The sequence below is a fragment of the Pandoraea faecigallinarum genome, assembly GCF_001029105.3.
In the GTDB taxonomy this organism is placed as follows: domain Bacteria; phylum Pseudomonadota; class Gammaproteobacteria; order Burkholderiales; family Burkholderiaceae; genus Pandoraea; species Pandoraea faecigallinarum.
Genome location: NZ_CP011807.3, coordinates 209,375 through 236,371, shown reverse-complemented (window position 1 = coordinate 236,371; position 26,997 = coordinate 209,375). Strand labels below are relative to the sequence as shown.

Annotated in this window: 20 protein-coding genes; 3 read left to right on the top strand and 17 right to left on the bottom strand. The window is 65.1% G+C overall.

Going from position 1 to position 26,997, the window contains the following annotated elements; translation table 11 throughout:
* Positions 1 to 66: 66 nt before the first annotated feature.
* Positions 67 to 1,245 (top strand): methionine adenosyltransferase, encoded by a 1,179-nt coding sequence (gene metK / locus AB870_RS00990; RefSeq protein ID WP_047906580.1) that lies wholly within the window; start codon positions 67 to 69, stop codon positions 1,243 to 1,245.
* Positions 1,246 to 1,383: 138 nt separating this feature from the next.
* Here the strand turns inward: metK and AB870_RS00985 are convergent, their stop codons facing one another.
* Complete coding sequence (locus AB870_RS00985) at positions 1,384 to 2,748, bottom strand: coniferyl aldehyde dehydrogenase (protein ID WP_047908646.1); 1,365 nt, start codon at positions 2,746 to 2,748, stop codon at positions 1,384 to 1,386.
* A gap of 276 nt (positions 2,749 to 3,024) precedes the next feature.
* Positions 3,025 to 4,701, bottom strand: coding sequence for an isovaleryl-CoA dehydrogenase (locus AB870_RS00980; RefSeq protein ID WP_047906579.1), 1,677 nt, complete (start codon positions 4,699 to 4,701; stop codon positions 3,025 to 3,027).
* Between the two features lie 292 nt (positions 4,702 to 4,993).
* Between AB870_RS00980 and AB870_RS00975 the strand changes: the two genes are divergently transcribed.
* Positions 4,994 to 6,694 carry a GMC family oxidoreductase gene (locus AB870_RS00975; RefSeq protein ID WP_047906578.1) on the top strand — a complete coding sequence of 567 codons (1,701 nt, stop codon included), beginning with the start codon at positions 4,994 to 4,996 and terminating at the stop codon, positions 6,692 to 6,694.
* A 7-nt stretch (positions 6,695 to 6,701) separates the two neighbouring features.
* Here the strand turns inward: AB870_RS00975 and AB870_RS00970 are convergent, their stop codons facing one another.
* The 15 genes from AB870_RS00970 to gatC all read right to left on the bottom strand — a co-directional run bounded on the left by AB870_RS00970 (position 6,702) and on the right by gatC (position 25,273).
* Positions 6,702 to 7,592, bottom strand: a complete 891-nt coding sequence (locus AB870_RS00970; RefSeq protein ID WP_053059519.1) for a prepilin peptidase — start codon at positions 7,590 to 7,592, stop codon at positions 6,702 to 6,704.
* Positions 7,592 to 8,683: a type II secretion system F family protein gene (locus AB870_RS00965; RefSeq protein WP_047906577.1), complete on the bottom strand. Its 1,092-nt coding sequence runs from the start codon at positions 8,681 to 8,683 to the stop codon at positions 7,592 to 7,594. Before AB870_RS00965 ends, AB870_RS00970 begins: the two co-directional genes overlap by 1 nt.
* Before the next feature lie 40 nt (positions 8,684 to 8,723).
* The gene (locus AB870_RS00960; RefSeq protein WP_084663201.1) at positions 8,724 to 10,448 is read right to left on the bottom strand and encodes a GspE/PulE family protein; all 1,725 of its coding nucleotides are present in this window, start codon (positions 10,446 to 10,448) and stop codon (positions 8,724 to 8,726) included.
* Positions 10,432 to 10,929 carry a hypothetical protein gene (locus AB870_RS00955; RefSeq protein ID WP_047906575.1) on the bottom strand — a complete coding sequence of 166 codons (498 nt, stop codon included), beginning with the start codon at positions 10,927 to 10,929 and terminating at the stop codon, positions 10,432 to 10,434. Before AB870_RS00955 ends, AB870_RS00960 begins: the two co-directional genes overlap by 17 nt.
* Entirely contained in the window at positions 10,919 to 12,259 is a 1,341-nt protein-coding gene (gene pilO2, locus AB870_RS00950; RefSeq protein ID WP_047906574.1) for a type 4b pilus protein PilO2, read from the bottom strand. The genes AB870_RS00955 and pilO2 overlap by 11 nt, the downstream gene beginning before the upstream one ends.
* Position 12,260: 1 nt before the next feature.
* On the bottom strand, positions 12,261 to 14,027 hold the full coding sequence (locus AB870_RS00945; RefSeq protein ID WP_053059518.1) for a secretin N-terminal domain-containing protein: 1,767 nt from the start codon (positions 14,025 to 14,027) through the stop codon (positions 12,261 to 12,263).
* 48 nt (positions 14,028 to 14,075) lie between these two features.
* Positions 14,076 to 14,618, bottom strand: coding sequence for a toxin co-regulated pilus biosynthesis Q family protein (locus AB870_RS00940; RefSeq protein ID WP_084663200.1), 543 nt, complete (start codon positions 14,616 to 14,618; stop codon positions 14,076 to 14,078).
* A gap of 39 nt (positions 14,619 to 14,657) precedes the next feature.
* Positions 14,658 to 15,278: a type 4 pilus major pilin gene (locus AB870_RS00935; RefSeq protein WP_047906572.1), complete on the bottom strand. Its 621-nt coding sequence runs from the start codon at positions 15,276 to 15,278 to the stop codon at positions 14,658 to 14,660.
* Between the two features lie 362 nt (positions 15,279 to 15,640).
* Positions 15,641 to 18,745, bottom strand: coding sequence for an efflux RND transporter permease subunit (locus AB870_RS00930; protein ID WP_047906571.1), 3,105 nt, complete (start codon positions 18,743 to 18,745; stop codon positions 15,641 to 15,643).
* Positions 18,742 to 19,974 carry an efflux RND transporter periplasmic adaptor subunit gene (locus AB870_RS00925; RefSeq protein ID WP_084664041.1) on the bottom strand — a complete coding sequence of 411 codons (1,233 nt, stop codon included), beginning with the start codon at positions 19,972 to 19,974 and terminating at the stop codon, positions 18,742 to 18,744. Before AB870_RS00925 ends, AB870_RS00930 begins: the two co-directional genes overlap by 4 nt.
* A 162-nt stretch (positions 19,975 to 20,136) precedes the next feature.
* The gene (locus tag AB870_RS00920; protein ID WP_047908642.1) at positions 20,137 to 20,943 is read right to left on the bottom strand and encodes a polyphosphate kinase 2 family protein; all 807 of its coding nucleotides are present in this window, start codon (positions 20,941 to 20,943) and stop codon (positions 20,137 to 20,139) included.
* A 254-nt stretch (positions 20,944 to 21,197) separates the two neighbouring features.
* A complete protein-coding gene (gene gatB, locus AB870_RS00915; RefSeq protein WP_047906570.1) occupies positions 21,198 to 22,670 on the bottom strand; it encodes an Asp-tRNA(Asn)/Glu-tRNA(Gln) amidotransferase subunit GatB in 1,473 nt (490 codons plus the stop codon).
* Positions 22,671 to 22,785: 115 nt separating this feature from the next.
* Positions 22,786 to 23,202, bottom strand: coding sequence for a hypothetical protein (locus AB870_RS00910; protein ID WP_047908641.1), 417 nt, complete (start codon positions 23,200 to 23,202; stop codon positions 22,786 to 22,788).
* A gap of 149 nt (positions 23,203 to 23,351) precedes the next feature.
* Entirely contained in the window at positions 23,352 to 24,842 is a 1,491-nt protein-coding gene (gene gatA / locus AB870_RS00905) for an Asp-tRNA(Asn)/Glu-tRNA(Gln) amidotransferase subunit GatA (protein WP_157112191.1), read from the bottom strand.
* Between the two features lie 131 nt (positions 24,843 to 24,973).
* Positions 24,974 to 25,273 (bottom strand): Asp-tRNA(Asn)/Glu-tRNA(Gln) amidotransferase subunit GatC, encoded by a 300-nt coding sequence (gatC, locus tag AB870_RS00900; RefSeq protein ID WP_047906569.1) that lies wholly within the window; start codon positions 25,271 to 25,273, stop codon positions 24,974 to 24,976.
* 548 nt (positions 25,274 to 25,821) lie between these two features.
* On the opposite strand from gatC, the gene AB870_RS00895 reads away from it, so the two are divergent.
* On the top strand, positions 25,822 to 26,865 hold the full coding sequence (locus AB870_RS00895) for a rod shape-determining protein (RefSeq protein WP_010805637.1): 1,044 nt from the start codon (positions 25,822 to 25,824) through the stop codon (positions 26,863 to 26,865).
* Positions 26,866 to 26,997 lie beyond the last annotated feature (132 nt).

Here is a 26,997-nt window from a genome sequence, read left to right as displayed (position 1 = left end):
AAAGCGTCGCCGCTTCCACTCCGATGACGGCAACGTGAGTCGCCAAATACGTTAGAGGAGCCAGAAGTGGCGAACGACTATCTCTTTACCTCCGAATCCGTTTCCGAAGGCCACCCGGACAAGGTCGCCGACCAGATCTCGGATGCCGTTCTCGATGCCATCCTGACGCAAGACAAGTACGCGCGTGTCGCTGCGGAAACGCTTTGCAACACCGGTCTCGTCGTGCTCGCAGGTGAAATCACCACGACCGCCACGGTCGACTACCAGCAGGTCGCACGCGAAACGATTCGCCGTATCGGTTACGACAACACCGACTACGGTATCGATTACAAGGGCTGCGCCGTGCTGGTCGCCTACGACCGCCAGTCGCCCGACATCGCCCAGGGCGTCGACCGTGCCCACGACGACAACCTCGACCAGGGCGCCGGTGACCAGGGCCTGATGTTCGGCTATGCCTGCGATGAAACGCCGGAACTCATGCCACTGCCGATCTATCTGTCGCACCGTCTGGTCGAGCGCCAGTCGCAGGTACGCCGCGACGGTCGTCTGCCCTGGCTGCGTCCGGACGCCAAGTCGCAAGTCACGATCAAGTACGAAAACGGCCGCCCGCACAGCATCGACACCGTCGTGCTCTCCACGCAGCACCACCCGGACATCGGTCTGGAAGCACTGCGTGAAGCCGTCATCGAGGAAGTCATCAAGCCGGTGCTGCCGGCCGAGCTGATCAAGGGCGAAGTGAAGTTCCTGGTGAACCCGACCGGCCGTTTCGTGATCGGCGGCCCGCAGGGCGACGCCGGGCTCACGGGCCGCAAGATCATCGTCGACACGTACGGCGGCGCGGCGCCGCACGGCGGCGGCGCCTTCTCGGGCAAGGACCCGTCGAAGGTCGACCGCTCGGCAGCCTACGCCGGCCGTTATGTCGCAAAGAACATCGTGGCCGCCGGTCTGGCTTCGAAATGCGTGATTCAGGTCTCGTACGCCATTGGTGTCGCACGTCCGACGTCGGTCATGGTCAACACGTTCGGCACGGGCAAGATCAGCGATCAGCGCATCGCCGAGCTGGTCGAGAAGCACTTCGACCTGCGCCCGAAGGGCATCATCCAGATGCTCGATCTGCTGCGTCCGATCTACGAGAAAACCGCCGCTTATGGCCACTTCGGCCGCGAAGAGCCGGAATTCTCGTGGGAAGCCACCGACCGCGCCGACGCGCTGCTGGCCGACGCCGGTCTGCGCGCGGTCGCCTGATTCGGCAAAGTGTGAGACGGTCGATGCCGGTGCGAACCGGCATCGGCACAAGCCAAACCCCCGCCCGGGTCGCCCCGGCGGGGGTCTTGTTTTGGGAAAACACCTTAAAGTCGGTCCAACGCCTCGCGAGGGGCGACCTCAGCGAATCAACTGCCGGATCATCGCGGCAAACACCTTGCCGTACGGCGGATTGAGCAATCCCGCGCCGTTCCAGCGCGCCTGACGGAAGATCGGCTTCTCCTTTGAGAACGTCCGAAAGCCCGCTTCGCCGTGATACCCCCCCATGCCGGAAGGCCCTACGCCGCCGAATGGCAGCGAATGTTCCGCGACGTGCAGCAGCGTGTCGTTGACTGTCACGCCCCCGGAAATGGTGCCGCTCACTACTCGTTCGATGCGCGCGCTATCGGTATCGAAGACGTACAGGGCGAGCGGACGCGGCCGATCGTTCACATAGGCGATGGCGGCGTCCAGATCGTCATACGGTACGACCGGCAGCAGTGGGCCAAAGATCTCCTCGCGCATGAGTCGCATGCCGTCGTGCACGCCCGTGAACACCATCGGCGGCAGGCGCCGGCGAGCGGCCTGCGCCGGTGCATCGAAAAGCGCATGCAATGCCGCGCCCTGCGCCGCCGCCTCATCCACCAGCCCTGTCAGACGTTCGAAGTGACGCGCCGACACAATGCTCGTGTACTGCGGGTTGTTCACGGCGTCGGGGTACATCCGCGCGGCCACCCGCCGCGCCGTGGCCACGAAGGTATCGAGCCTCTCGCGTGGCACCAGCACGTAGTCGGGCGCCACGCACGTCTGCCCGGCGTTGAGCAGCTTGCCGAGCATGATGCGCTCCACCGCATGTTCCCAACGCGCGCCCGGGCCGATGATGGCGGGCGACTTGCCGCCCAGCTCCAGCGTGACCGGCGTGAGATGTTCGCTCGCGGCGCGCATCACGTGATGCCCGATGGACGTCGCACCGGTGAACAGCAGATGATCGAACGGCAACGTCGAAAACGCGCGGGCGACCTGGGCGTCGCCGGTCACGACCGTCACCCATTCCGGCGGGAACGTTTCGGCGATCGCCGACGCGAAGACTTCGGCGAAGCGTGGCGTGACTTCCGAGACCTTGATCATCACGCGGTTGCCCGCCGCCAGTGCGTCCGTGAGCGGGCCGACGGCGAGAAACAGCGGGTAATTCCACGGCACGATCACGCCGACGACACCCAGCGGCTGCGGCACCACGGCGCGCCGCGCAGGCAGCAGCCACAGATTCGCCCACCCTTGCGAGCCGCGCATCCAGCGACGGGTATGCGACAACGCGTGCTTCAGATTGCCCAGCGACGGAAACAGTTCGAGCATGTCGGTCTCCTGCGCCGAGCGCCCGTTGAAATCCGCATCGATGGCCGAGGCGAACGGCGCGCGATACCTGTGCAGCATTGTCTGCAACGCCATCAGGTGACGCTTGCGCGTGGGCCAATCGACTTGCCGCGAAGCATCGTGCGCGCGACGCATTGCATCGAAGCGCGGCAGCAATAGCGCCCGCGCGATGTCGTCGTCAGCCGAGGCGTGCAACGCCGCCGCCGGACGGAGCCCGCTTGCCGCACCGCCCGGTTCGTCCTTGTGTCCCATGCGTTTCCTCCCTGTGGCTGCCGGTGCGGACCGTGCGCATTGGCTACGCGCAAATCCGCCGGCGACCGTTATCGATGTGTTGCCGTGATGTGAAGCGGCGATGGGCTCAACGCGAGCGTCGAGCCTTTCGGGGCCCTCGCAACCTTCGCAGCGTTTGCGTCATGCGGGAAATGCCCGGTCCAGCCATGCGCGCTGCACGCCGGCGGCAAGTGTGTCCGGCATCACGCCGTACACACGTCCACCGGCATTCGCAAACCGGCTTTCGATGAAACCGTGCGCGAATTCGGACGGCGCATGCTCGAGCAACAGCGCCGCCTGCGCGAGCAGCACGATCTGTTGCGCAATGGCGCGCGCGCGTACCCCATGTGTCGCCGGGTCGGCGGCCAGCCAGCCGTGCAGCTGCGCCAGCGCCGCACGCAACGTCGCGTGCGACCCGGCACGCGAGGCAAGCCATTCGAACCAGCTTTGCACCACATCGGGTTCGCGGCTCATCGCGCGCAGCACGTCGAGACACATCACGTTGCCCGACCCTTCCCAGATCGAATTGACGGGCGCCTCCCGATACAGCCGCGCGAGCGGCCCTGTCTCCACGTAGCCGTTGCCGCCCCACACTTCCATGCATTCACCGGCGAATTCGAGCGCGCGTTTGCACACCCAGAATTTGGCCGCCGGCAACACGATGCGTCGCCAGGCGCGCTGGACCGGCGAATCGTCGCCGGCAGCGCTCGCATCGAACGCCTGCGCGAGGCGCATCGCCAACCACGTCGCCGCCTCGGATTCCAGCGCGAGGTCCGCGAGCACCGTCGTCATCAGATCCTGATCGATGAGCTTTGCGCCGAACGCCGCGCGATGCCGCGCGTGATGAATCGCCTGCACGACTCCCGTGCGCAGCATCGCCGCGCTGCCGATCACGCAATCGAGCCGCGTGTACGTCGCCATCTCGATGATCGTGGGAACGCCGCGCCCCGGCGCGCCCACGCGCGTGCCGTATGCGCCCTGAAATTCGACTTCGCTGCTTGCGTTCGAGCGGTTCCCCAGCTTGTCTTTGAGACGTTGGATCCGCACGGCGTTCCTGCGGCCGTCCGGCGCGTAACGCGGCACGAAGAAACACGACAGCGAACCCGGCGGCGCGTCGGTATCGCTGTCGCGCGCGAGCACGAGATGCGCGTCGCACTGCGGCGCGGAGAAGAACCACTTGTGTCCGACGAGCGAGAACGTGCCGTCGCCCCGGCCGGTCGCGGTGGTGGTATTCGTTCGCACGTCCGAGCCGCCCTGCTTTTCCGTCATGCCCATGCCGATGAGGATGGCGTGCTTCTGGGCAAGCGGCACGTCGCGCGGATCGTGCTGGTACGCCAGCAATTTGTCACGGAGCGTCGCAAACAGCGCAGCCTCTTTGGCCAGCACGGGAATGCTCGCGAACGTCATCGTCGTGGGACACAGCGAACCGGCTTCGTTCTGCGCGTGCAGGAAATACGAAGCCGTGCGTGCCGCCATCGCGCCGCCGCGGGGGTGTGCCCACGGCAGCGATTGCAGTTGTGCGCCGCGCAAAAGCCCCATGAGCGAATGCCACGCCGGATGAAATTCGAGGCGATCGACACGATTGCCTCGCGAATCGAAGGATTCCAGTTCCGGCGTGTGGCGATTGGCGTCCTGCGCCCATTGCTGCACGTCCGCCTCACCGAGACGCGCGCCCTGACGATGCAGTTCCTTCGCATGCCAGCCGGCGTCGAACGCGGCGACGGCCGCTTGCAGCGCGGCGTCGGTGGCATAGAGGTTGTAGTCCGTGAGCGGCGGCACCTGATTCGTGACGTCGTGCGTCTGCCAGGGGTCTGTCATCCGTGTCTCCCTTTCACGCCGCCCCGAATGCGATGCATGGGACGGTCACTTGAAGTCGATCATTTCATCATAGCGCCCGCGTCCCCGAGGTCGCTCAAATTAGAGGAATGCTTCACTTCCCCCCCGGGCGCATGCAATGTCTGCCTACAATGAGTGCCGCCGCAAAGTGACGAACGACGACATCGTCGCCGCAAAAAAAGGATCAGCGGCATCGCGCAGTAGAAGAGGTCGAAAGCAGCGATTGCATTCAACACCACAGTTGAAGCAGTGCCATCCAAGGGAGGATGACAGCATGGACTACGACTACGTCATCGTCGGCGGCGGCTCGGCCGGTTGCGCGCTGGCGGCGCGGCTGGCGGACGGTTTGCCGGGCAGCACCATTGCACTGGTGGAAGCCGGCCCGCCCGACGACAGTTTTCTCGTACGCCTGCCCCTCGGTCTCGCTGCGCTCGTGCCGTTCGCGTCGCGGCGCAACTACGGCTATCGCACAACACCGCAGGCGGGACTCGCGGGACGCCGGGGCTATCAGCCGCGAGGACGCGGCCTTGGCGGCTCCAGTTCGATCAACGCGATGATTTACACGCGCGGACACCCCGACGACTACAACGACTGGGCGCGGGCGGGCTGCGAGGGATGGGGATGGGAGGACGTGCTGCCCTACTTCCGTCGCAACGAGAATAACGAGCGCGGGGCGAACGCGTGGCACGGGAGCGGCGGCCCGCTCAACGTCGCCGATCTTCGCACGGTCAATCCGTTTTCGCGACACTATGTCGATGCCGCGCGCGAAGCCGGCTTTCCCGTTACCGACGACTTCAACGGTGAGCAATACGAAGGCGCAGGCATCTATCAGGTGACGCAAAAAGACGGGCAACGATGGAACGCCGCACGTGCCTATCTGCATGGCGCCTCACGCAAGAATCTGCACGTCATCACCGGCGCCCTAGTGCAACGCATCGTCTTCGAAGTCAGGCGGGCGACAGGCGTCAGGCTGCAACGCCAGGGCAGTGTTCAGACGCTGCGCGCGCATGCCGAAGTCGTGCTGAGCGCCGGCGCCTTCAACTCGCCGCAGTTGCTGATGTGCTCCGGCATCGGTCCTGCCGCGCAGCTTCGTGCGCATGGACTGGAAGTGCGCGTCGACGCCCCGGGCGTCGGCGAGAACTTGCAGGATCACGTCGACTTCATTATCAACAAGTACGTGGCGCATCGGGACCTCGTCGGCTACACACCGGCGGGCTTGTGGCACTTGCTCAAAGAGGGGATGCAATACCTGCGCGAGCGGCGCGGCCTGTTCGCCAGCAATGTCGCCGAAGCGGGCGGGTTTCTGAAGAGCGATCCGGCACTCGCGCGCCCCGATCTACAGATGCACTTTCTCGTAGGCATTTGCGACAACCACAATCGGCGTGTGCACTTGCGCCGCGGGCTGTCGCTGCATGCCTGCGTGCTACGGCCGAAGAGCCGCGGGCGCGTCACGCTCGCGTCGGCCGACATGCGCGATGCGCCATTGATCGACCCCGCGTTCCTGAGTGCGCAGGAAGATGTCGATACGCTGCTGCGGGGCGCACGCGTGATCCGGCGCATTCTGGCGGCGCCCTCGCTTGCGAGATTCGGCGGCGAGGAGTTGCACAGCCGGGGGGTGGAATCCGACGAAGCGCTCACCGCGCTGATCCGCGCGCGTGCCGACACGATCTATCACCCGGTCGGCACATGCCGGATGGGGAGCGACGCGCAGTCGGTGGTCGATACGCAACTGCGCGTGCGTGGGGTCGATGGCCTGCGCGTGGTGGACGCGTCGATCATGCCGACGCTCATCGGCGGCAACACGAACGCACCGTCGATGATGATCGGTGAGAAGGCCGCCGATCTCATGCTGGCCAGCGCGGCCGCACAACGCGCCATCGTGCCGGCAACGCCGGCGGCGCCCGGCGAACCCGCGGCAACCCTCGACGAATCGCTGGTGGCATCGCTGCGCGAGCCGCTTCCGTTGTCCCGGTAGCGGTCCGTCAGGGGGACGTTTGCAGCCACAGGTTCAGGAACCGCTCGCCCCATAGCGCACTCGCGGCCGCGCCCAGCACCAGCCACGGTCCGAACGGCAGCGGCTCGCGCAGCGCGCGGCCGCGCACCAGCCCGAAGACAGCGAAGGCAAGCGTCGCGGCAACGGCACCGAACGCCAGCATCAACGGCACACCGGTCCACCCCAGCCACGCCCCGCAAGCGGCGACGAGTTTCGCATCGCCGCCGCCAAGGCCGTCGTGATGCGTCAGCGCGCGGTAGATCGCACCGATCCCCCACATCACGACATACCCCAGCGCCGCCCCGAGTACGGCTTCGTCAAGAGGCAAGGTCACGCCTGCCGTGCCGCACAGCAAACCGGCCCACAGCAACGGCAGCGTGAGCGAATCCGGCAACAACTGCGTATCCAGATCGATGAGGGCCAATGCGACGACGGCCGCCCCGAACCCGCACCATGCGAGCATGGCGGCGTATTGCTTCGTCGGCACGAACGTCCAGGCAACGACGGCGAACAATACGCCGACCGACAGTTCGACGAGCGGATAACGTGCGGAGATGCCCGCGCCACAAGCCGCACACCGGCCGCCCAGCCAGAGATAGCCGACGAGCGGCAGATTGTGATGCACCGCAATGGGCGTCTCGCAATGGGGGCAGCGCGACGGCGGCCACGCAAGATTGAAGACGGGCCTGACCGGCGGGACCTGTCCCGACCATGCCGCGACTTCGTTCGCCCATTGCGTCTCCAGCATGCGCGGCAGACGGTACACGACGACGTTCAGAAAGCTCCCCACGAGCAGCCCGAGCAGCGCCATCGCCGGCACCACGGCTTCGCGCGGCAATAGCCGGAATTCGCGCCAAAGGAAATCGAGCAGACCGGCCATCAGAACGTCGACTGGGCGTACTCGCCCGCCGCGTGGCCGATTTGCAGCATGCCGCCGACGGTGAAGATGATCGTCAGGCCGACCAGTGCGAGCAGCACCGAGCGCAGTGTCGCCGAGCGCGCCTTGATGCGCTCCGCCACCTCTTCGATGGTCATCAGCCCGATCTTGCGAATGCCGGCATCGAAGTTGGTGCGCCCCGAATACTCGACGAGCCGGTCGAACACCTCTTCGTTGAAGATGCCTGTGTCCATCGCCTTTATCATGCTGCGCTCGCTCTTGAGCGACGCACGCATGCGCAGCAGATGCCACCGCAGCCACGGCGACGCACGCGCGAGCAGCAGCGAGACCGCGTCGAACACCGACGTCCTGGCGCTCGTGAGGGCCGCCAGCGCAACCAGAAACTCACCGGCGCGAACGTCGCGATACACGGCGTACGGACCGAAGCTGTCGAAGCGCCGCCGCACCGGCCCCGTCCATCGGCTGAACGACAGCGACATCAGCACCACGAGCACGATGGGCACCCCATACAGAAACGGCCACCATTTCGCGACGAAGCCCGACATCATGTAGAGTCCCACGCCGACGAGCGGGAATTTCTCCGGCGGCATGATCTCCGTCATGATCGGCATCATGCCGTAGGCCACGCCCAATTGAATGGCCGCGAGCAGCACCGACATGAAAATCGGCAGCGCCACGGCGCCCGCGATAGCGGCGCGGGTTTGCTGTTGCAGCGTTACCACGCGCGCGAGAAAGCGCAGCGTGCCGGGCAGGTCCCCTTTTTCGCCGGCAGCGATCACCACGAGGTCCTCCTCGGGAATCGTGCCGGCCCAGGACTTTTGCAGATTCTTCGAGCTTGCCCGGTCGCGCCACACAGCGTATAGCGGCGCCATCGGATTGCGACGCTCCTTCGCGCGCGCGTAACGACGGGAGAACAGTTCGAACGGGTTCGCGCCGTCCTCGATGGCGTCGGCGAAATCGCTGTAGAACTTGGCGCGGGTTTTGCGGAATTGCCGCTTGGCTTTCGTCAATCCGGGGTAGGGATCGCGAGCGGGGGTGAGTTTGGCGAGCAGACGGTTGGCGGCTTCGATCATGGCGCAAGAGGCTGGACATCAGACGAACGGCGAGGTCGCGTCAAACACTGGCAAGACGCCTCGGTGACGGCGCACCGGGCGGCGCGGGCTGACGAAACTGAAATTTCTTGAGTTTGCAGAAAGCGGCTTCGACATCGCGCGGATCGACCATCCCCTGCGACATCTTGTATATGGCGTGCTCCATCGCGGACTTGCCGGTCATGCGCGCGCTGGTGAGGTCGCCGTCGTGGCATCCGCGCCAGTGACGCTCCGCGTCCCAGTAATGCCCGTCGCGCAGCAGACCGAGCAGCTCGTCGTTCAATTCGCACACCTCGGCCACGACGGTCTGCCCACCGGTGCCGCGCCCATCGCAACGCTCGCAGCCCGGCCCTTCGACACACACCTTCGACGTATCGATCCCGAGCGCGCCGATCACCGCCAGCGTGGCGGCGTCGAGCGCTTCCGATGCCGGGCGCTTGCAATACGCGCACAGCACCGGAATCAGCTTCTGATAGACGATGGCCGTGAGGAAATTCGGCGACGTCACCGCGCCGAGCGGCATGCCGATCTCGTCGCTGACGAGCCGCGTGACGATGCCGAACGCGCTCGACGCATGCACCGTCGACAGCACCTGATGCCCCGTCTCGGTCATGGACTTGGCGAACGAGCCGGTCTCGACGTCGCGAATCTCGCCCGGCATCAGCTTGTCCGGATCGCCCCGCAACAGCACCTTCGCGGCCGCACCGAACGGCGAGTCCTCCGGGGTGTCTTCCGCGCGGCGCTGAATCGGAATCTGCGTCACGTGCGGCTGGATGTACTCGACCGGGTCTTCGATGGAGAAGAACTTCTTTCCGGAGTCGCGCTCGTAGGTCATCAATGTACGCAATGTCGTCGACTTGCCCGAGCCTGTCTCGCCGGCAATGATGGTGAGCCCCGGGCTGCGGTGCACGGCATCTTCGAGAATCTCGATCTGATCGGCGGAATATCCCAGTTGCGACAGTGTGAGCACGTCGCCATCGGTCGCCTCGTTGACGAGCAGACGCAGCACCACATCGACACCGCGATTCTCCTTCACGCTCTGGAACCGAAGCTGGTACTTGCGCTGACGGATGGTGAGCGGAATCGAGCAACTCTGGTGCTGCGCCTCGTCGAAGTGGTTGTGGCTGCGGCTGCCCGGGTCGGCGCGCGAGTTGTAAGCGGCCGACACCGCGTCGAGCATCGCGTGATAGTCGCGTGCGAGGCGGTCGTTTTCCGCCGCCACACGCAGCTTGCCGTGAATGCGCATCCGCACGGTCACCTGACGCCCTTCGCGAAATTCGAAATGGATGTCCGAAGCTCCCGCGTCGACCGCGCGTTCGATGACGAGATCGAAATTGCGATACGCGCCGGTGCGCTGCTCGCCGGTCTGAGCGCTATCGTCGCCCTGCTGTTGCAAACGCGACTGCGTCAGCAGAATTTCTTCCGTGGTGCCGACGTAAATGCCCTCCAGATCGAGACGATGCTTCGTGCGCACGGCGCGATCGAAGCGTTCGAGCAGGTCCGAGCCTTGCATGCGAACGAACGTGTTGTGTTCGAGCAGCACGAGATAGAGGCGGGGCTTCATCGCCACGAGCACCAGCGAGCCGTGCTCCGCGCCGGCGAGCGTGATGCCGAGGTCCTGGCGCCAACCGAGCGTCTGAATGTCGGATTCGCGCAGGTCCGCTATGGGGTGCGCCACGGCACGCGTTCTGGCGCGGGGTCCGAAGCGCGCCAGCGCGGCGCGCATTCGTTCAAGAATCGTCGCCATGCAGGCGCCCCGGTGCGCGGTGACTGGTTTGCATGGCGGGCGACGGCCCGTCACCGAACGCGTTGGGCAACAGCAACCGCTGTGCACGCGCCCCGTGCCGCAGGTCGACGTAATCGTCGCCGATGTTCACGACCTGCCACTCGCCGACCTTGTCGCCTTTGACCACATTGCGGCCGAAGCGGCCATCCACGCGCAGATAGGCGACGACAGCGTTCTCCACGCCATAGATGAACAGCAGTTCGGGCGGAACGTCGGCGCGTGCCGGCTTCTCGGGCGCATGCGCCTGCGGATTGCCCGCGCTCGCGCCGTTCGTGCGGGCCTGTGCCTGTCTGGCGTCCTGCGCCTGCTGAGACGCTTTGAGATGGGCACGGGCAAAGGCGTCGATGGTCTCCTCGGCGTGTGCGCCCGCCGGCAGGACTGTCGCCATCGCCGCCATCGCCGCCATCGTCAACGCGGCGCCGCGAAAAAACTTAGTGGACATAGTAGGTTCCTTGTGCGGAGAAGACAGGCTTGCCATCGTCGATCACGATCTTCAACTCGCCGAGCGACATGTTGCCCGCGCGCATCATCAGCCCGGCCACGGAGTCGAAGAACGCCAGGTGTCCGGCCATCTTCCATTCGCCCCTGGAGATCGGCGGCGGCACGTCGCGACGTGCGGCGACGCCGGGGGGCACGGGCACCAGCGGGACCGGCATCGTCAGCGCGATGTCCATGCCGTAATCGCCCAGCGCTTGCAGACGCGCCCCTGCCGTGCGCAGAAACTGATTGCGGGGCACCGGAGTCACACGCGCGTCGCTCTCGTCGTCTCCGCCCTCCGGTGCGTCCCGCGCTTCGTGCGATGCCGCGCCCCTGTGCGCCGAAGGGGTGTCCTCGCCGGGCACCGTGACAACCTCTCTGGCGTGATCGAGATCGACGATCTGTGCGTTGGGCCTGTGCGAGAGGAGCAGATCGAAGGTACCGCCCTCCTGCCGTTGCCAATCGATGGCGCAATCCCGTGCCTTGCAATCAATGGTGGCGGGCCGCCATCCCCCGGCGTTCGCCGGCAGCCGCTCGATCGTGCGCTGCAAATGCCGCGCGTAGGACGCACCGGTCGAGAACGGCTGCGCGGCGAGCGCGCGCGTGAGCGCCGCCTTGTAGGCATCCACGGGATCGACGCGATTGGCGGCAGCGAGTTTTTCGCGCTGGGCCTGCTCGTACCACGTCCATCCCCAGTACGCCCCACCGCCCAGGACCGCCAGCACCGCCATCAGCGCAGCGACGATTTTCATCTGACGCGCAGGCAGCGCTTTGCGCACGGGCTTGCAGCGCGCCTCGGCCGGCGCATCGCGAACGGCCGCGGCGGCGACATCGTCCAACGTGAGCACCACGTCCGCATGTGGCAGGTTCACGCACATCACACCCGCTACCTTCACCGGCCCCTCGACGTCCGTGGACCACTGCGTGAGACGCTGCCTGAGCTCGGACGTCGGAATCACGAGATCGAGTTCCGGGCGGCGATCGCGCAGCGTCACGAACACGGCCTTTGCAGGATCGTCGGGATCGGGGTGGACGAACGCGACGTTCGGCCCGTCCACCAGCGCCCCGAGCACGGCCCCCAACGCATACACCTGGGCGGCGGCATCCGCCTGCGGTCCGTCCGGCAACGACACCAGTCCGACGGTGCGCGTGCCGGCGCCGTCGTCGGTCACGGCGAAGTGAGACGCGTCGCGGCTGCGCGCGAGGCTGCGAATTTCGGTCATCTCCTTCTCGAGACCGATCAGCGTTTCCCACTGCACGCCGACAACGAGATGACGGGAGAGTACGCGCGCCATCTCACACGCCCTCGGTCAGTTCCGGCGAGATCAGAATCACGACCTCGTTGACCCGCGCACGCGCTTCCTTCGTGCCACCTTCGTAGTGATAGATGCCATCGCGATCCGTGGAATCGTCCTTGCGGCGAAAGCCGCTCAGCACCAGCGTGTCGCCCGATTTGAGCGAGGCGCGCTGCATCGTCTGCACCGACGCCGTGAGCGGCAACTGCATGAACGTGCCGACGCCGAGTCCATCGTCGCCCCGCCCGCGTTCGTCGTCCTTGCCCCCGATCGTCACGCTCGCGCCATCGCCGGCCTTGCCGCCGCCAACGCGGGCCTGCACCTGCGTGCCGCCGCCGTTGCCCGCATCGCTGCCGCTGGCGGACTCCTTGCCCGTGCGCAGATTGATCTTCTCCAGCTTTTTCAGATCGGACATGTCGATCTGCACTTGCAGCATCACGCTACGGTTATCCATGAGCGTGGGCAACAGGTTCATCACGAAGCCGGTGGTGAGCACCGATTGCTCCGCGGTCACGACCGCCTGTCCGCCATAGTTGCCGGGCGTCATCTTGGTTTGCGCGACAAAGCCCTGATTCTCGGTGACGGCCACTGGCGCCGGCTGATTGTTCAGCGTGACCACGGTCGTATCGATCACCGTGCTCACGCGGCCCTGCTGACTGAGCGCCCGAAGGAATGCGGTGGACCCCGCCAACCGGCCATTGGGAATCTTGCTGACGTTCAGCCCCCCTTGGCGCGCCATCAGCAGACCGCTCGCAGCGGGGCCGCCAAGACTCGCCGCGAAGCCGCTCGCGGAGCGATACACGAGCGACCAGTCGATGCCCGCCGCCGAGTTCTCTTCGAGGCTGACGGAGTACACCTGCACACGCAGCTTGACCTGACGGCCGAGCACCGCGTTTTCGGCATCGATGTACTGCGCCACACGCGAGATCACGTCCGCCGTGTCGGTCACGACCAGCGAACTGGTCACGACGGACGGCGTGGCGCGCCCACCGGGCGACAGCATGTCGTTGACGGTCTTCACGAGGTCCGTCCAATAGTCGAGTTCCGACTCGACGGTAACGTTGGCGTCCGCATTGAAACTCAGATCGACGCCGCCCGACCCCGCATTACTGCCGCCGCCCGACGGACCGCGCTCCGCTTTCATCTTGGAGGCCTTGCCGACCGATGCGGTGTAGCTCGAACTGCCCGGCATCATCTTGATCTGGAAGGTGCGGGTGACGTAGCGCGCGAACTGCACGACGCCGTCGCGATACGTCCAATGGGTCCCCGAGCGATGGGCGATGGTATCGAGCAGTCCGGCGAGAGGGCCACGATATTGCAGCGGCACGGCAGGCTCGCCGCTGTCGGTGCAGTTGACCTGAAACAGCTTGGTGGGACCGCCGCCGCGTCCGCCCGGCGCACCGCTTGCACCGCTGGCACCGGCGTCGCAGGCGACGTCGGACGCCACGCGTATCGTCAGCCCGTTACTGCGCGCCACCTGCGCGAGCAGAACGGACATGGGAAGCGAAGCACCGGTCGAAAAGCGCACTTCGCGTTTGAAGAAATCCGGCAACGCCGCGGTCGCGTTGACGGCGACCGACTTTCGCGAAAGCCACGCGCCATCGACATGCTCGATGGCGCGGATCGGGGGTGCCGTGTGAGTGTCGACGGCAGCACGCGCCTGCTCATGCGCGCGAGTGACGTTCTCGTCGGTTTTCGACAGCATGCCCGGCGTGCCGCACGCTGTCAGTAACGTGATGGCGCACAACACGCCGAGTCGCTTTCTCATGGGTTACCGCTTCCGATGTGGTTCGCCGTGCGCGGGGCACGGCGCGAATTATTGTGTGGCGTGAACGACGCGCAACACCCGATTGGCCTCGTAGACCTTCACGCGTATCGGCGCGTCGGTGTTCTGGAGCGAACGCACGATCTGCTCGACGACGCCGAGGAAATCGCCGCGAAACGTGGCCGGATACTCGATGGGAAAATCGCGGTCGATCTCCCATGCCAGTTGCCAGCCGTGACGTTCGGCGTAACGCCGGACAGCCTGCGAGACGCGGCCGTCCGACGGTTGCATGGCAAGCTCGTACGCCGCTTGCGGCAGCGGGGATGGCGCAGGCGCGGCGGGCGCGGGCGCAGTTACCTCCTGCACGTATCGTTGCGCGCCGTCCGGCGCCTGCCGGTGTGCGCCGCCGGCCGGCTCCGTGTCGGGCACGAGCCCCGCGCCGGCACGGCTGCCGACCGACTGCATCAGGGGCTTGTGGCTCGCGAACATCCACGTCACGTCGGATCGAGATGCCGTGTCGAGCGCATGAGCCGCAGGTATCGCCCCCACGAAGAGCCAAGCGACCAACGCAACACGCATACCTGAATGAGTCATGTTTTGTCCGCCTTCAAGTCAGTTCCCCGTAAATGCCTCTCATCCGGCGAGGGTGAATTCCAGATCGGCCTGCGACGCTGCGTCCGTCTGACCATTGGCCCCGGCCGTCTGGGTGCATGCCTTGGGGATTTCGGCCATATCCAGCGCTTTGGTCCTGTCCTTGATCGTCGTGCCGTTGATCGTCAGCGTGGCGAAGAGGCCTTGCATCTTGTTGGCGAACTCCTGGCACTGGGCGCTCGGATAGCCGAGCGACTTGACCTTCACGCCGCTCGACGGAAAATTCTTGCCGTCGACCGCTTCGATGGTGATCGCTCCGCCGAATCGATTCAGCAACTGGTCAGGTGCGGAGCGATTGAACGGCTCGGCAATCGCCAGATTCAGAATCTGGTCCTTCGTGGTGGTCACCGGCAACGCACCGGAAGCCACGGCGTTCTGCACCGCCAGCGCCGACATCTGCCAGTCCTTCATTTCCTGCGACAGCTTCACACTGTTCATCAGGCGTGGCACACCGACCATGGCCCCGGCCATGATCAACCCCATCACCGCCACGGCGACCGACAGCTCCACCAGCGTCACGCCCCGCTGCCGGCGCTTGTTCAGGCATTGGGTCTTCTTGTTGTCGATTTGCGCGACGGCACTCGCGTCTGTACGTACATTCATCTTTGGGTCCGATTTTTTGAGGGAATAGAAAGAAACGGCGTCACGATCCGGGAGACCTGCACGTGACGACAGGGGCGATTTATGCCCGATCGCGCGCCGTCGCGTTGTCGCGTGCAGCACGCGTCTTTCGCAAATTGACATTCGATGCAAGCAAGAAATCGCCCATTGGTGCGCCATTTCCGATACCTCGGGACACGGCTCGACAGTCGCGAAAACAGTCGCGAAATGCAGGGCAAATCAAGATGGGGTCTGGAAAGCGGTCGGCAGGACGCCGACCGCTACATCAACTCGAAAATAGGAATGCGACTAAACGCAAACCCAGGGCCTTCAACGGACCGCGTAAAGCTCAGAAATCAGCCGATTCACAAGCCACATTGCATGGCTTTTTGCTCGTTAGCCGCATTGTCGCCGGGCAGCACCAGCGGACCGTTACCGGCGAAGCGATCGAGATAGAGGTAGATGACCGGCGTGATGTACAACGTGATGACCTGCGAGAACAGCAGGCCGCCGACCACGGCCAGCCCGAGCGGTTGACGCAACTCGGCGCCCGCGCCGAGTCCCAGCGCGATCGGCAAGGCCCCCATGAGCGCGGCGAGCGTTGTCATCATGATCGGACGGAAGCGCAGCGCGCATGCCTGACGAATCGCCTGCGCGGGCGTCATGCCGCCGTTGCGTTGCGCGTCGAGTGCGAAGTCGATCATCATGATGGCGTTCTTCTTCACGATACCGATCAGCATCAGAATGCCGATCACCGCGATCAGCGACAGATCCATCCCGAACAGCCGCAGGGTAATCAGCGCGCCGACGGCCGCCGACGGCAGACCCGCCAGAATCGTAAGCGGATGGATGTAGCTCTCGTACAGCACGCCCAGCAGCACATAGATCACGAGCAACGCTCCCACGAGCAGCACGACCTGACTCGACTGCGACTTCTGGAACGCCGCCGCGTCGCCGCCCCAGCTCGTGATGATGCTCGGCGGGAAGCCGAGTTGCTGCTGGAAGCCCACGATCTTCTGCGACGCGTCGCCCAGTGCGGCGCCCGGCGCGAGGTTGAACGATAGCGTCACGGCCTGCAACTGCCCTTGATGGTTCACCGACACCGGCCCCATCTTTCGCTCGACGCTCGCCACCGCCGAGAGCGGCACCAGCGCGCCGCCCTTGCCGCGCACGTAGATCTTGTCGAACGCGCTTTCGTCACGGCGGTCGTCGTCGTCCGCCTGCAGAATCACCTGATAGCTATCGCTCGGCGTGTAGATCGTCGAGACCTGGCGCTCCCCGAACGCGCTATAGAGTGCGCTGCGAATATCGCCAATCGCCACGCCCAGCGTGTTCGCCTTGTCGCGGTCGATGCTCAGCTGCGCTTGCAGGCCCTTCATCTGCGCGTCGGTCGTCACGTCGCGGAAAACCGGATCGGCGCGCATCAGATTCATCAGCCGGTCGGACCACATCTGCATCTCGCCGGGCTTCACGCTCTGCATGACATACTGGTATCGGCTCTTGCTCTGCTTGCCGCCCAGTTGCAGGTTTTGCACCGGGTTGAAGTAGACGTTCAGACCCGGCACCTGCCTGACCTCGCGCCGCAACGTTTCGAGCACCTCGCTCATATGCGGGCGCGCCCCATGCGGCTTGAGGTTGACGAACATGCGGCCCTGATTGCTGTCGTTGGCCGACACGATCACCGTCTCGACCGCCGGATTCGCGCGGATGATGTCACCCGCCTGGCGCAGCAGCGCCGACATTGCCGTAAATGAGATGTCCTGCGCCCCTTCGGCCGTCACCTGCACCTGCCCGATGTCCTCGCTCGGGAAGAAACCCTTCGGTATCGTGACGAAGAGCACACCCGTCGCAATGAATGTCGCGCCAGCCACTCCTATCACCCATTTCCGATGTGCGAGACACCAGTCGACGCTGCGTACGTAGGCGTCCTGCACCCACACGAAACCGTCTTCGAACCACTGCGTGGCGCGCAATCCGAGTCCTTCGTCCTGCTCGTGTTTGAGATAGCGGCTGCACAGCATCGGAATGAGCGTCAGCGACACGGCCGCGGAGACCAGAATCGCCAGCGACACCACCACCGCGAACTCATGGAACATCAACCCGATCACTCCCGGCATGAAGAAGATCGGGATGAACACGGCGACCAGCGAAATCGAGATTGAGAGAATCGTGAAGCCCATCTCGCGCGAGCCGACGAGGGCTGCGCGCAGCGGCGGCACACCGTTCTCGATGTGACGCACGATGTTCTCGAGCATCACGATCGCGTCGTCAACGACCAGCCCCACGGCCAGCGTGATCCCCAGCAGCGAGATATTGTCGATGGAGTACCCCATGCCCTTCATCAACGCGACGGTGCCGATGAGCGAGACCGGCAGCGACATCACGGGAATGAGCGTGGCGGCCAGCCGGCGCAGGAACAGGAAGATCACCAGCGTGACGAGGATCACCGTGAGCGCGAGCGTGAACTGCACGTCGTCGATGGACTCGCGGATCGACACCGAACGGTCGTTGAGCAGTTTGACCTGAATGGACTGCGGCATCTGCTCCGCCAGTCGCGGCAACGCTGCCTTCACCTGATCGACGGTCGCCACTGTGTTCGCGTTCGGCTGGCGCAACACGGCCAGCACGATCGAGCGCTCGCCGTTCACCCAGCTGCCTGTCTTGACCGACTCGACGCTGTCCTGCACGTCGGCCACGTCGCGCAGATACACGGGGTTGCCGTTGACGCTGGCGATGATGAGATTCGCGAACTGGTCGGCCTTCGTCATCTGACGATTGGCCTCGATGGTCAGCGTCTGACGGCTGCCGTCGAGCGTGCCCACGGGACTGTTGGCGTTGGCCGAGGCGAGCGCGCGCGCCACGTCGTCGAGGGTGAGCTTGCGCGCAGCCAGGGCGTCGGGGCGTGCCTTCACACGCACCGCGAAGCGCTTCTGGCCGAAAATCAGCACCTGCGCAACACCAGGCAGCGTGGATAACGTGGGCGAAACGAGGTTCTCCGCGTAATCGTCGAGTTCGGCGAGCGACATCGACGGCGAGTTCATCGCGAGGAACAGAATCGGCGCGTCGGCCGGGTTGACCTTGCGGTACGACGGCGGCGTGGTCATCTCGACCGGCAGCTTGCGCTGCGCACGGAACAACGCCGCCTGCACGTCGACGGCCGCCGCGTCGATATCGCGGTCGCTGTCGAACTCGATGACCATCGAGGTCGTGCCCTGGGTGTTGGTCGAACTGATGACCGCCACCCCGGCAATCGTCGAGAACTGCTTCTCCATCGGCGCGGCCACCGAGGCGGCCATCGTCTCCGGACTGGCCCCGGGGAGCGTGGCGGTGACCTGAATCACAGGCGAGTTGTAGCTGGGCAGGGCCGAAATCGGTATCTGGCCATACGCGATCAACCCCGCTACGACGGCCGCCACGCACAGCAGGATCGTCATGACCGGCCGGCGAATACAGAGCTCCGAGAGATTCATGGCGCCTTCCCTGCCGCAGCCCCTGCCGCTGGCGCGGCACCCTCGCGCGACGCGACGACCGTCACCGTATTACCCGGACGCAGGTTCTCAGCGCCTTCCTGCACGACCTTCGTGCCGCCGGGCACACCGTCGATCACGGCGAGCTTCGCCTCGACGTAGCCGACCTTCACCGGCCTGACGCTGACTTTGCCGTCCTCGCCGATCACGTAGACGAACTTGCCGTCCGGGCCGGTCTGAACGGCTTGCGGCGGCACCACGCTCGCCTGCCTGAGCACACGGCCGATCACCGCGACGTTCAGATACATGCCGGGCCAGAGCTTCGCGTCGCGATTGTCGTAGGCCGCCTTGAGGCGGATGGTGCCCGTTTGCGAATCCACGGCGTTATCGACGAAGCTGAGCTGCCCCGTGACATTCACGCCGGTGGTGCCGAGCGTGGCCGTGACCGGCAAGGGGCCGCCGGCGCGGGCCGCCTGCAACTCGGCCAGCGCGCCCTCGGGCAGCGTGAAGCTGATATCGATGGGATCGAGCTGCGTGATGCTCACGAGCGCCGCACCGCCCGGCGTCACGAGGCTGCCCGGATGCACGTTGATCGCGCCGGTGCGGCCGTCGATGCCCGCCCGTATCTGGTTGTAGTCGACCGCGACCTGACTGGCGGCAATCGCGGCGCGGTCGGCGGCGACCTGCGCGGTGAGGCTGTCCACGCTGCTTTGCGCCGTGTCGAGCGCGCTTTGCGAGACAAAGTGCTCGGCGATCAGTTGCCGCGTACGGGCGAGCGAGCGGCGGGCGTTGGCGAGATCCGCCTCGTCCTTCGCGAGTTGCGCCTGTACCTTCTTGAGGTTCGCCTCGTCCATGCGGGCGTCGAGCGAGAACAGCAACTGTCCGGCTTTGACGAAGTCGCCTTCCTTGATATGTACCTGACGGATCGTGCTGGAGATCTGCGGGCGAACGTCGATGGTCCGACGCGCAGTGACCGTGCCGTTGGCGATCAGCCGGACCGGCACGTCGCGTACTGCTACCGTGGCGACCGTGACCGACGGGGCAGCAGCGGCCTTGACCGGCCTCTGCGCGCCGCGCGAGTGCAGCCACGCGGCGCCGCCGGCAACCATCACGATGGCGAGCAGGCCTGCCGCCCATCGGCGCGAACCCGGTTTGCCTCGCCCGGCCACCCCCTCCTGCCCATGGTCGGCCGCGTCCCCCGGCAACGGCCGGCGGGCGTTCTCGTCACTCATCTTCTTCCCCGTTTTCCCCATGCGACGCCGATTCGCCGGCCAAGCCCCCGCTTGCCCCGGCTGCGTCTGTTTCCACTGATAAACCGGCCGCGGATATCCACGGCCGCTCACGTCATTGCTGTTGTCTTACGCGATGCCGGCCGCCCCGGGTGCTGCGCCGCGTCATTCCACTTTCATGCCCGTCAACTCGCGGCGGGCAGGCGGATAGGACAGGTTCAGCTCGGTCAGCGCGTGCACCAGCAACTCTGCCACCATCAGATTACGGTGGCGTTTCGAGTCGGAAGGCACGATATACCACGGCGCGTGTTGCGTCGACGTCGCCGATAACGCCGCTTCGTAGGCCTTTGTGTATTGCGGCCAGAAGCTGCGTTCCTTGAGGTCGCCCAGCTCAAATTTCCAATGCTTGTTGGGATCGTCGATGCGCTCTTGCAGACGCTTGCGCTGCTCCTCCGACGAAATGTGCAGGAAGCACTTGACGATGTGCGTGTTGTTCTCGACGAGCAGTTGCTCGAAGTTATTGATATGCGTGTAACGGCGCTCGCACTCGTCGGCATCGATCCAGTCGTGCACGCGCGTGATGAGCACGTCTTCGTAATGGCTGCGGTTGAAGATCGTCAGCTCGCCGGCGGCGGGCACGGCCATGTGCACACGCCAGAGAAAGTCGTGCGACAGTTCGATCGGCGTGGGCGATTTGAAGTTGGCCACGCGAATACCCAGTGGGTCGACATTCTGGAACACCGCGCGAATCGTGCCGTCCTTGCCGCTGGTGTCCATGCCCTGGAGCACGAGCAACACGCGATGCCGGCTGTTGGCATGCAGAATCGTCTGCAACTCGTCGAGTTTGAGCGCCAGTTCGGCCAGACGTATCCTGTCGTCTTCCTTGTTATCGCCGGAAAACGGTTTGTCGGCGGGATCGAAGGCGGACAGATCCAGCTTCTTGCCAAGCGGTACGCGGTATTTCTCGAACATCGCCAACTCCTGCCGTGGTAGTTAGTCGGGAGTATGGCGCAATTTGCGCAGGGCCCAAAAAAACGCGCGGCAATAAGCGCAGCGCGTTGTGCGATAAGGCATTCGCGGCGCCGACCGCCCCCGGCCATGACAAAAGGCGCGGCGCCGAATGACGGCAACCGCGCCTTTCCTTCGAACCGTCCCGCGCCACGGCAGCGCCGCCGGCGCCATGCCGTCAGCGTTCGTCGGGCCGGGTCAGCGGCCGTCGGCCCTCATCAGGCACCGAGCTTCTTCTTGAGCAACTCGTTGACCTGCGCCGGGTTGGCCTTGCCCTTGGTGGCCTTCATCGCCTGACCGACCAGCGCGTTGAACGCTTTCTCCTTGCCTGCGCGGAACTCCTCGACGGACTTGGCGTTGGCGGCCAGCACTTCGTCGATGATCTTCTCGATCGCGCCCGTGTCGGTGATCTGCTTCAGCCCCTTCGCTTCGATGATACGGTCGGCGGCACCGTCGTCGGTGGCACGTTCTTCCCACATCAGCTGGAAGACTTCCTTGGCGATCTTGTTCGAGATCGTGTTGTCGGCAATGCGGGCAAGCAAGCCGGCGAGCTGTGCGCTCGACACCGGGCTCCGGTCGATGGTGATGTCTTCGCGGTTGAGCAGCGACGACAGTTCACCCATGATCCAGTTGGCGCCAGGCTTGGCGTTCGCCAGGCCCGCCTTCGCGACCACGGCCTCGAAGTAGGCGGCCTGCGCCTTCGACTGCGTGAGTACGGCCGCGTCGTAGTCCGACAGGCCGTACGACTCGACGAAGCGTGCCTGCATGCCTGCCGGCAGTTCCGGCAGTGCGGCGCGCACGCGCTCGATCCATTCGCTGTCGATCACCAGCGGCATCAGGTCGGGGTCCGGGAAGTAGCGGTAGTCGTGCGCGTCTTCCTTGCTGCGCATCGAGCGCGTTTCCTTCTTGTCCGGATCGTACAGCCGCGTTTCCTGCACCACCGTGCCGCCGTCTTCGATCAGTTCGATCTGACGGCGCACTTCGTACTGAATCGCCTCTTCGAGGAAGCGGAACGAGTTCAGGTTCTTGATTTCGGCGCGCGTGCCGAATTCCTTCTGACCGGCCGGACGCACGGACACATTGGCGTCGCACCGGAAGGAGCCTTCCTGCATGTTGCCGTCGCAGATACCGAGCCATACGACCAGACCGTGCAGGGCCTTCGCGTACGCCACGGCTTCGGCCGCGCTGCGCATCTCGGGCTCCGTCACGATTTCCAGCAGCGGCGTGCCGGCGCGGTTCAGGTCGATGCCGGTCATGCCGGCAAAGTCTTCGTGCAACGACTTGCCCGCGTCTTCTTCGAGGTGCGCCCGCGTGAGCGTGACGACCTTCTCGTACGCGTCACGGCCGGTGCGCGCGTCGGCTTCGACCTGAATCTTCAGCGAGCCGCCCTGCACCACCGGGATCTCGTACTGACTGATCTGATAACCCTTGGGCAGGTCCGGATAGAAGTAATTCTTGCGCGCGAAGATGCTGCGCGGTGCAATCGTCGCCCCGATGGCCAGACCGAACTCGATCGCGCGCTCGACAGCGCCGCGATTGAGCACGGGCAGCACGCCCGGCAGGGCCAGATCCACGGGGCACGCCTGCGTGTTGGGGGCGGCGCCGAACTGCGTCGATGCGCCCGAGAAAATCTTGGAAGCGGTGGAGAGCTGTGCGTGCGTCTCCAGACCAATAACGACTTCCCATTGCATAAGGTTCACCCTTGTCTCAACTTGTCGGCAGGGCATGTCGCCTTGCCTTTGCGGCCAGCCGTCCGTGGGACTCCTCGCCCCGGTGGACACCCGGCCCGTTCCTGTTCGTCGATGCTTACCGGCGCGTATCGCGTGCGCAAATGCCCGACTGCGGATCGAAACTCACGGGCCACGCGGTCTCGTAGATGCCCGGCGTGCAATACGCCTCGCAGTTCGCGTGTCCGATGGTCACGTTGCCCGGGTCCTGCCAGATAAGCAGCTTGCAACTGCCCCGATTGGCGCGCAGTTCGATGCTCGGGCGCCATTGCGTCTGGTGAAAATCCGCCAGATTGAAGTGGCAGCTGCCGCGGTTGCCCACCCACAGACGCCAGTCCAGCGCCTGCACCTGATTGCCCTGGACCTTGAGCATCGCCTGTTCGCGAAAGCCGTCTTCGTCGGTCTGCGAGCAGTAACCCGACAGATTGATTTCACGGTAAGCGATCGGCGTCGGGCGCGAGAACGGCAGCGAGCACGACGCGAGCGTGAGCACCATGCCGGTGAGCACCAGCGCGCGGGAAATCAGCCGGCGGGCGGCGGGTGCGGCGGCACGGGCGGCATCGGGGGCGATGGCCGAACCGATGCCCGAACCGGCCGTTGCGGGAGACGTCATGGCGTGGTGCTGCATGCGCTGGCGGCTCATCGTCAGACACCCGTGGGCGCACGCTTGTGCCAGTCGGTCGCGCGCTGGAACGCGTCGGCCACTTGCAGCAGGCGGGCTTCGTCGAAATAGTTGCCGATCATTTGCAGGCCGACCGGACGCGCATTGCGTCCCGGGCCGACCGGCAGGCTCATGCCCGGCAGGCCCGCGAGGCTCACCGACAGCGTGTAGACGTCGGCCAGATACATCTGCACCGGATCGGCGCTCTTCTCGCCGAGGTTCCAGGCCACCGACGGGGCAACCGGCCCCATGATGACGTCGCACTGCGCGAACGCGTTCTGGAAATCCTGCGCGATCAGACGGCGGATCTTCTGGGCTTGCAGATAGTAGGCGTCGTAATAGCCGTGCGAGAGCACGTAGGTGCCCACCAGGATGCGACGCTTGACCTCGGTGCCGAAGCCTTCGGCACGCGACTTCTTGTACATGTCGAGCAGGTCGCGGTACTCGGCGGCACGATGGCCGAAGCGCACGCCGTCGAAGCGCGACAGGTTCGACGACGCTTCCGCCGGCGCCAGCACGTAGTACACAGGGATCGACAGTTCCGTCTTCGGCAGCGACACCGGCACGCGCACGGCGCCGAGCTTCTCGAACTCGGCAAGCGCGTTGTCGATGGATTCGCGCACGTCGGCGTCGAGTCCTTCTCCGAAGTATTCGGCAGGCAGCCCGATGCGCAGACCCGCCAGCGGCTTGTCGGCCGTCGCCCCGTCGAGCGGCTTGCCCAGACCGCGTGCGAAGTCTTCGTCGGCACGCTCCAGGCTGGTCGAATCGCGAGGGTCGAACCCGGCCATGCCGTTGAGCAGCCAAGCGCAATCTGCGGCGCTATGACCGAACGGACCGCCTTGATCGAGCGACGAGGCGAAAGCGATCATGCCGTAACGCGACACGCGGCCATACGTCGGCTTGATGCCGGTCACGCCGCAGAATGCAGCTGGTTGGCGGATCGAGCCGCCGGTATCGGTTCCGGTGGCGACCGGCGCCAGGCGCGCGGCCACGGCAGCGGCCGAGCCGCCGGACGAGCCGCCCGGCACGGCCAGCTTGTCCCACGGGTTCTTGACCGGGCCGTAGTACGAGTTTTCGTTGGACGAGCCCATGGCGAACTCGTCCATGTTGGTCTTGCCCAACGTGACCATGCCGGCGTCTGACAGACGCTCGACGACAGCGGCGTCGAACGGGCTCTGGTAGCCCTTGAGCATGCGCGAGCCTGCCGTGCTGTGCCAGTTGCGCGTAACGAAAACGTCCTTGTGCGCGACGGGGATTCCCAGCAGGGGCTGGTTCGCGCCGTCACCGGCGGCGATGCGCGCATCCGCGGCGCGCGCTTGCGTGAGGCTGGCTTCGGCGTCGACGTGCACGAAGGCGTTCAGATCGGCCGCCGCGGCGATGCGCGTCAGATAGTGCTGCGTGAGCTCGACGCTCGAGACGCGCCTGGCGTCGAGCGCGGCACGCAAATCCTGCAAATGAATCAGATCTTGTTCCATGATGGCTGCTGTGCTGGGTGGCGCATGAAAGCGGTAGCGTAAGGTGCGGGATGCGCGCGGCGCGCGATCTCGCCATCACATGGCGTCGCGGCAGATGGCGCCCGGGGCGCCGCCCGCGACGACGGCCGGACTCACTCGATGACCTTCGGCACCAGATAGAGGCCATCCTGCACGGCGGGCGCCGGACGCTGATTCGCATCGCGGTCGACCAGCTCGGTCACGGCGTCGGTGCGCAGACGCTGCGCGACCTCCTGAATTTGTTCGATGGGGTGCGCGAGCGGGGCAACGCCCGTCGTGTCGACCGACTGCATCTGTTCGACGAGCGCGAAGAAGCCGTTGAGCTCCTTTTCCATGTGAGCCGCCTCGTCATCGGCCAGCTCGAGACGCGCGAGATGGGCGATGCGTTTGACGTCTGAGTGATTCAAAGCCATGAAGAAATCCCGAAAAAATGCGCATTGGAGAGCAGCCGAATGCATGTCTGACGCCAAAATTAGGGACAGAATGCGGAGAAGCTGCGATCCGGGAGGGGCCCGGGCGCCGTTTTACTCCGTGCACCGCGCTGCGCAGGAGGCCTGACACACCGTGCCGCAAGGGTCCGGGCGAAACTGCCGCGGGGGTCGAATGTGGCGTCAACGTGCTCGTTTTTCCTGCAAAACCTGCGAAATTATAAGGTATCATTGCGCATTAAATTTGCGTCGGAGCGTGTTTTTGCACCCTCCGCCGCTGTCGCGCAGGTGGGCCACGGCCAGTCCGAGGGGCGCGACAGACGATCGCGCAGTCCATCGGTAGACCCTGACGCGACGGATTTTTTACGGCAGCCCCGCCTCCTGCCCGGTACAGCATTCCTCGGTTTGTCCGCACGATTCGCGAGCCGCCGCGTGGCGCCTGGCGTTTTTTTTGCGAACAGCCGGAACCCAGACGACAGGCAGCCGTCCCAGTCAAGTTCATTGGGCGGCCTCACGCAAACACAGGATTTTGCATGTTCGGTTTTCTTCGCAGCTACTTCTCCAACGACCTGGCCATCGACCTGGGCACGGCCAACACCCTGATCTATATGCGCGGCAAGGGCGTCGTTCTCGACGAACCTTCGGTCGTCGCCATCCGTCAGGAAGGTGGCCCGAGCGGCAAGAAAACGATTCAGGCCGTCGGTAAGGAAGCCAAACAGATGCTCGGCAAGGTGCCGGGCAACATCGAAGCCATTCGTCCGATGAAAGACGGCGTGATCGCCGACTTCACCGTGACCGAGCAGATGATCAAGCAGTTCATCAAGATGGCGCACGAGTCGCGTCTGTTCTCGCCGTCGCCGCGCATCATCATCTGCGTGCCGTGCGGTTCGACCCAGGTCGAGCGCCGCGCCATCAAGGAAGCGGCCCACGGTGCCGGCGCCTCGCAGGTGTACCTGATCGAAGAGCCGATGGCCGCGGCCATCGGTGCAGGCCTGCCGGTCTCGGAAGCCACCGGCTCGATGGTCGTCGACATCGGCGGCGGCACGACCGAAGTCGGCGTGATCTCGCTGGGCGGCATCGTCTATAAAGGTTCGGTGCGCGTGGGCGGCGACAAGTTCGACGAGGCCATCGTCAACTACATCCGCCGCAACTACGGCATGCTGATCGGCGAACAGACCGCCGAAGCCATCAAGAAGGAAATCGGCTCGGCGTTCCCGGGCTCGGAAGTCAAGGAAATGGAAGTCAAGGGCCGCAACCTCTCGGAAGGGATTCCGCGCGCCTTCACCATTTCCAGCAATGAAATCCTCGAAGCCCTGACCGATCCGCTCAACCAGATCGTATCGTCGGTGAAGATCGCGCTGGAACAGACGCCGCCGGAACTGGGCGCCGACATCGCCGAGCGCGGCATGATGCTCACGGGCGGTGGCGCACTGTTGCGCGATCTGGACCGTCTGCTCGCCGAAGAAACCGGCCTGCCCGTGCTCGTCGCCGAAGACCCGCTCACCTGCGTGGTGCGTGGCTCGGGCATGGCGCTCGAGCGCATGGACAAGCTCGGCAGCATCTTCTCCTACGAGTAAGCCAACGTGCGTGGTTCGTCGTCCGGCGCGGTGGGGCAATCCCTTGCACACCTCGCCCGGCACGGCGGGCCGCGCAGCACGATCTCGCGCACGGAGACAGGCATGACGCCGCTTCGTCGCGCCCGACTGACA

Coding starts and splice junctions, on each gene's coding strand:
- AB870_RS00985 (WP_047908646.1), bottom strand. CDS start 2,748: ATGCGTCGCGCGCACGATGCTTCGCGGCAAGTCGATTGGCCCACGCGC.
- AB870_RS00980 (WP_047906579.1), bottom strand. CDS start 4,701: ATGACAGACCCCTGGCAGACGCACGACGTCACGAATCAGGTGCCGCCG.
- AB870_RS00975 (WP_047906578.1), top strand. CDS start 4,994: ATGGACTACGACTACGTCATCGTCGGCGGCGGCTCGGCCGGTTGCGCG.
- AB870_RS00970 (WP_053059519.1), bottom strand. CDS start 7,592: ATGGCCGGTCTGCTCGATTTCCTTTGGCGCGAATTCCGGCTATTGCCG.
- AB870_RS00965 (WP_047906577.1), bottom strand. CDS start 8,683: ATGATCGAAGCCGCCAACCGTCTGCTCGCCAAACTCACCCCCGCTCGC.
- AB870_RS00960 (WP_084663201.1), bottom strand. CDS start 10,448: ATGGCGACGATTCTTGAACGAATGCGCGCCGCGCTGGCGCGCTTCGGA.
- AB870_RS00955 (WP_047906575.1), bottom strand. CDS start 10,929: ATGTCCACTAAGTTTTTTCGCGGCGCCGCGTTGACGATGGCGGCGATG.
- pilO2 (WP_047906574.1), bottom strand. CDS start 12,259: ATGGCGCGCGTACTCTCCCGTCATCTCGTTGTCGGCGTGCAGTGGGAA.
- AB870_RS00945 (WP_053059518.1), bottom strand. CDS start 14,027: ATGAGAAAGCGACTCGGCGTGTTGTGCGCCATCACGTTACTGACAGCG.
- AB870_RS00940 (WP_084663200.1), bottom strand. CDS start 14,618: ATGACTCATTCAGGTATGCGTGTTGCGTTGGTCGCTTGGCTCTTCGTG.
- AB870_RS00935 (WP_047906572.1), bottom strand. CDS start 15,278: ATGAATGTACGTACAGACGCGAGTGCCGTCGCGCAAATCGACAACAAG.
- AB870_RS00930 (WP_047906571.1), bottom strand. CDS start 18,745: ATGAATCTCTCGGAGCTCTGTATTCGCCGGCCGGTCATGACGATCCTG.
- AB870_RS00925 (WP_084664041.1), bottom strand. CDS start 19,974: ATGAGTGACGAGAACGCCCGCCGGCCGTTGCCGGGGGACGCGGCCGAC.
- AB870_RS00920 (WP_047908642.1), bottom strand. CDS start 20,943: ATGTTCGAGAAATACCGCGTACCGCTTGGCAAGAAGCTGGATCTGTCC.
- gatB (WP_047906570.1), bottom strand. CDS start 22,670: ATGCAATGGGAAGTCGTTATTGGTCTGGAGACGCACGCACAGCTCTCC.
- AB870_RS00910 (WP_047908641.1), bottom strand. CDS start 23,202: ATGGTGCTCACGCTCGCGTCGTGCTCGCTGCCGTTCTCGCGCCCGACG.
- gatA (WP_157112191.1), bottom strand. CDS start 24,842: ATGGAACAAGATCTGATTCATTTGCAGGATTTGCGTGCCGCGCTCGAC.
- gatC (WP_047906569.1), bottom strand. CDS start 25,273: ATGGCTTTGAATCACTCAGACGTCAAACGCATCGCCCATCTCGCGCGT.
- AB870_RS00895 (WP_010805637.1), top strand. CDS start 25,822: ATGTTCGGTTTTCTTCGCAGCTACTTCTCCAACGACCTGGCCATCGAC.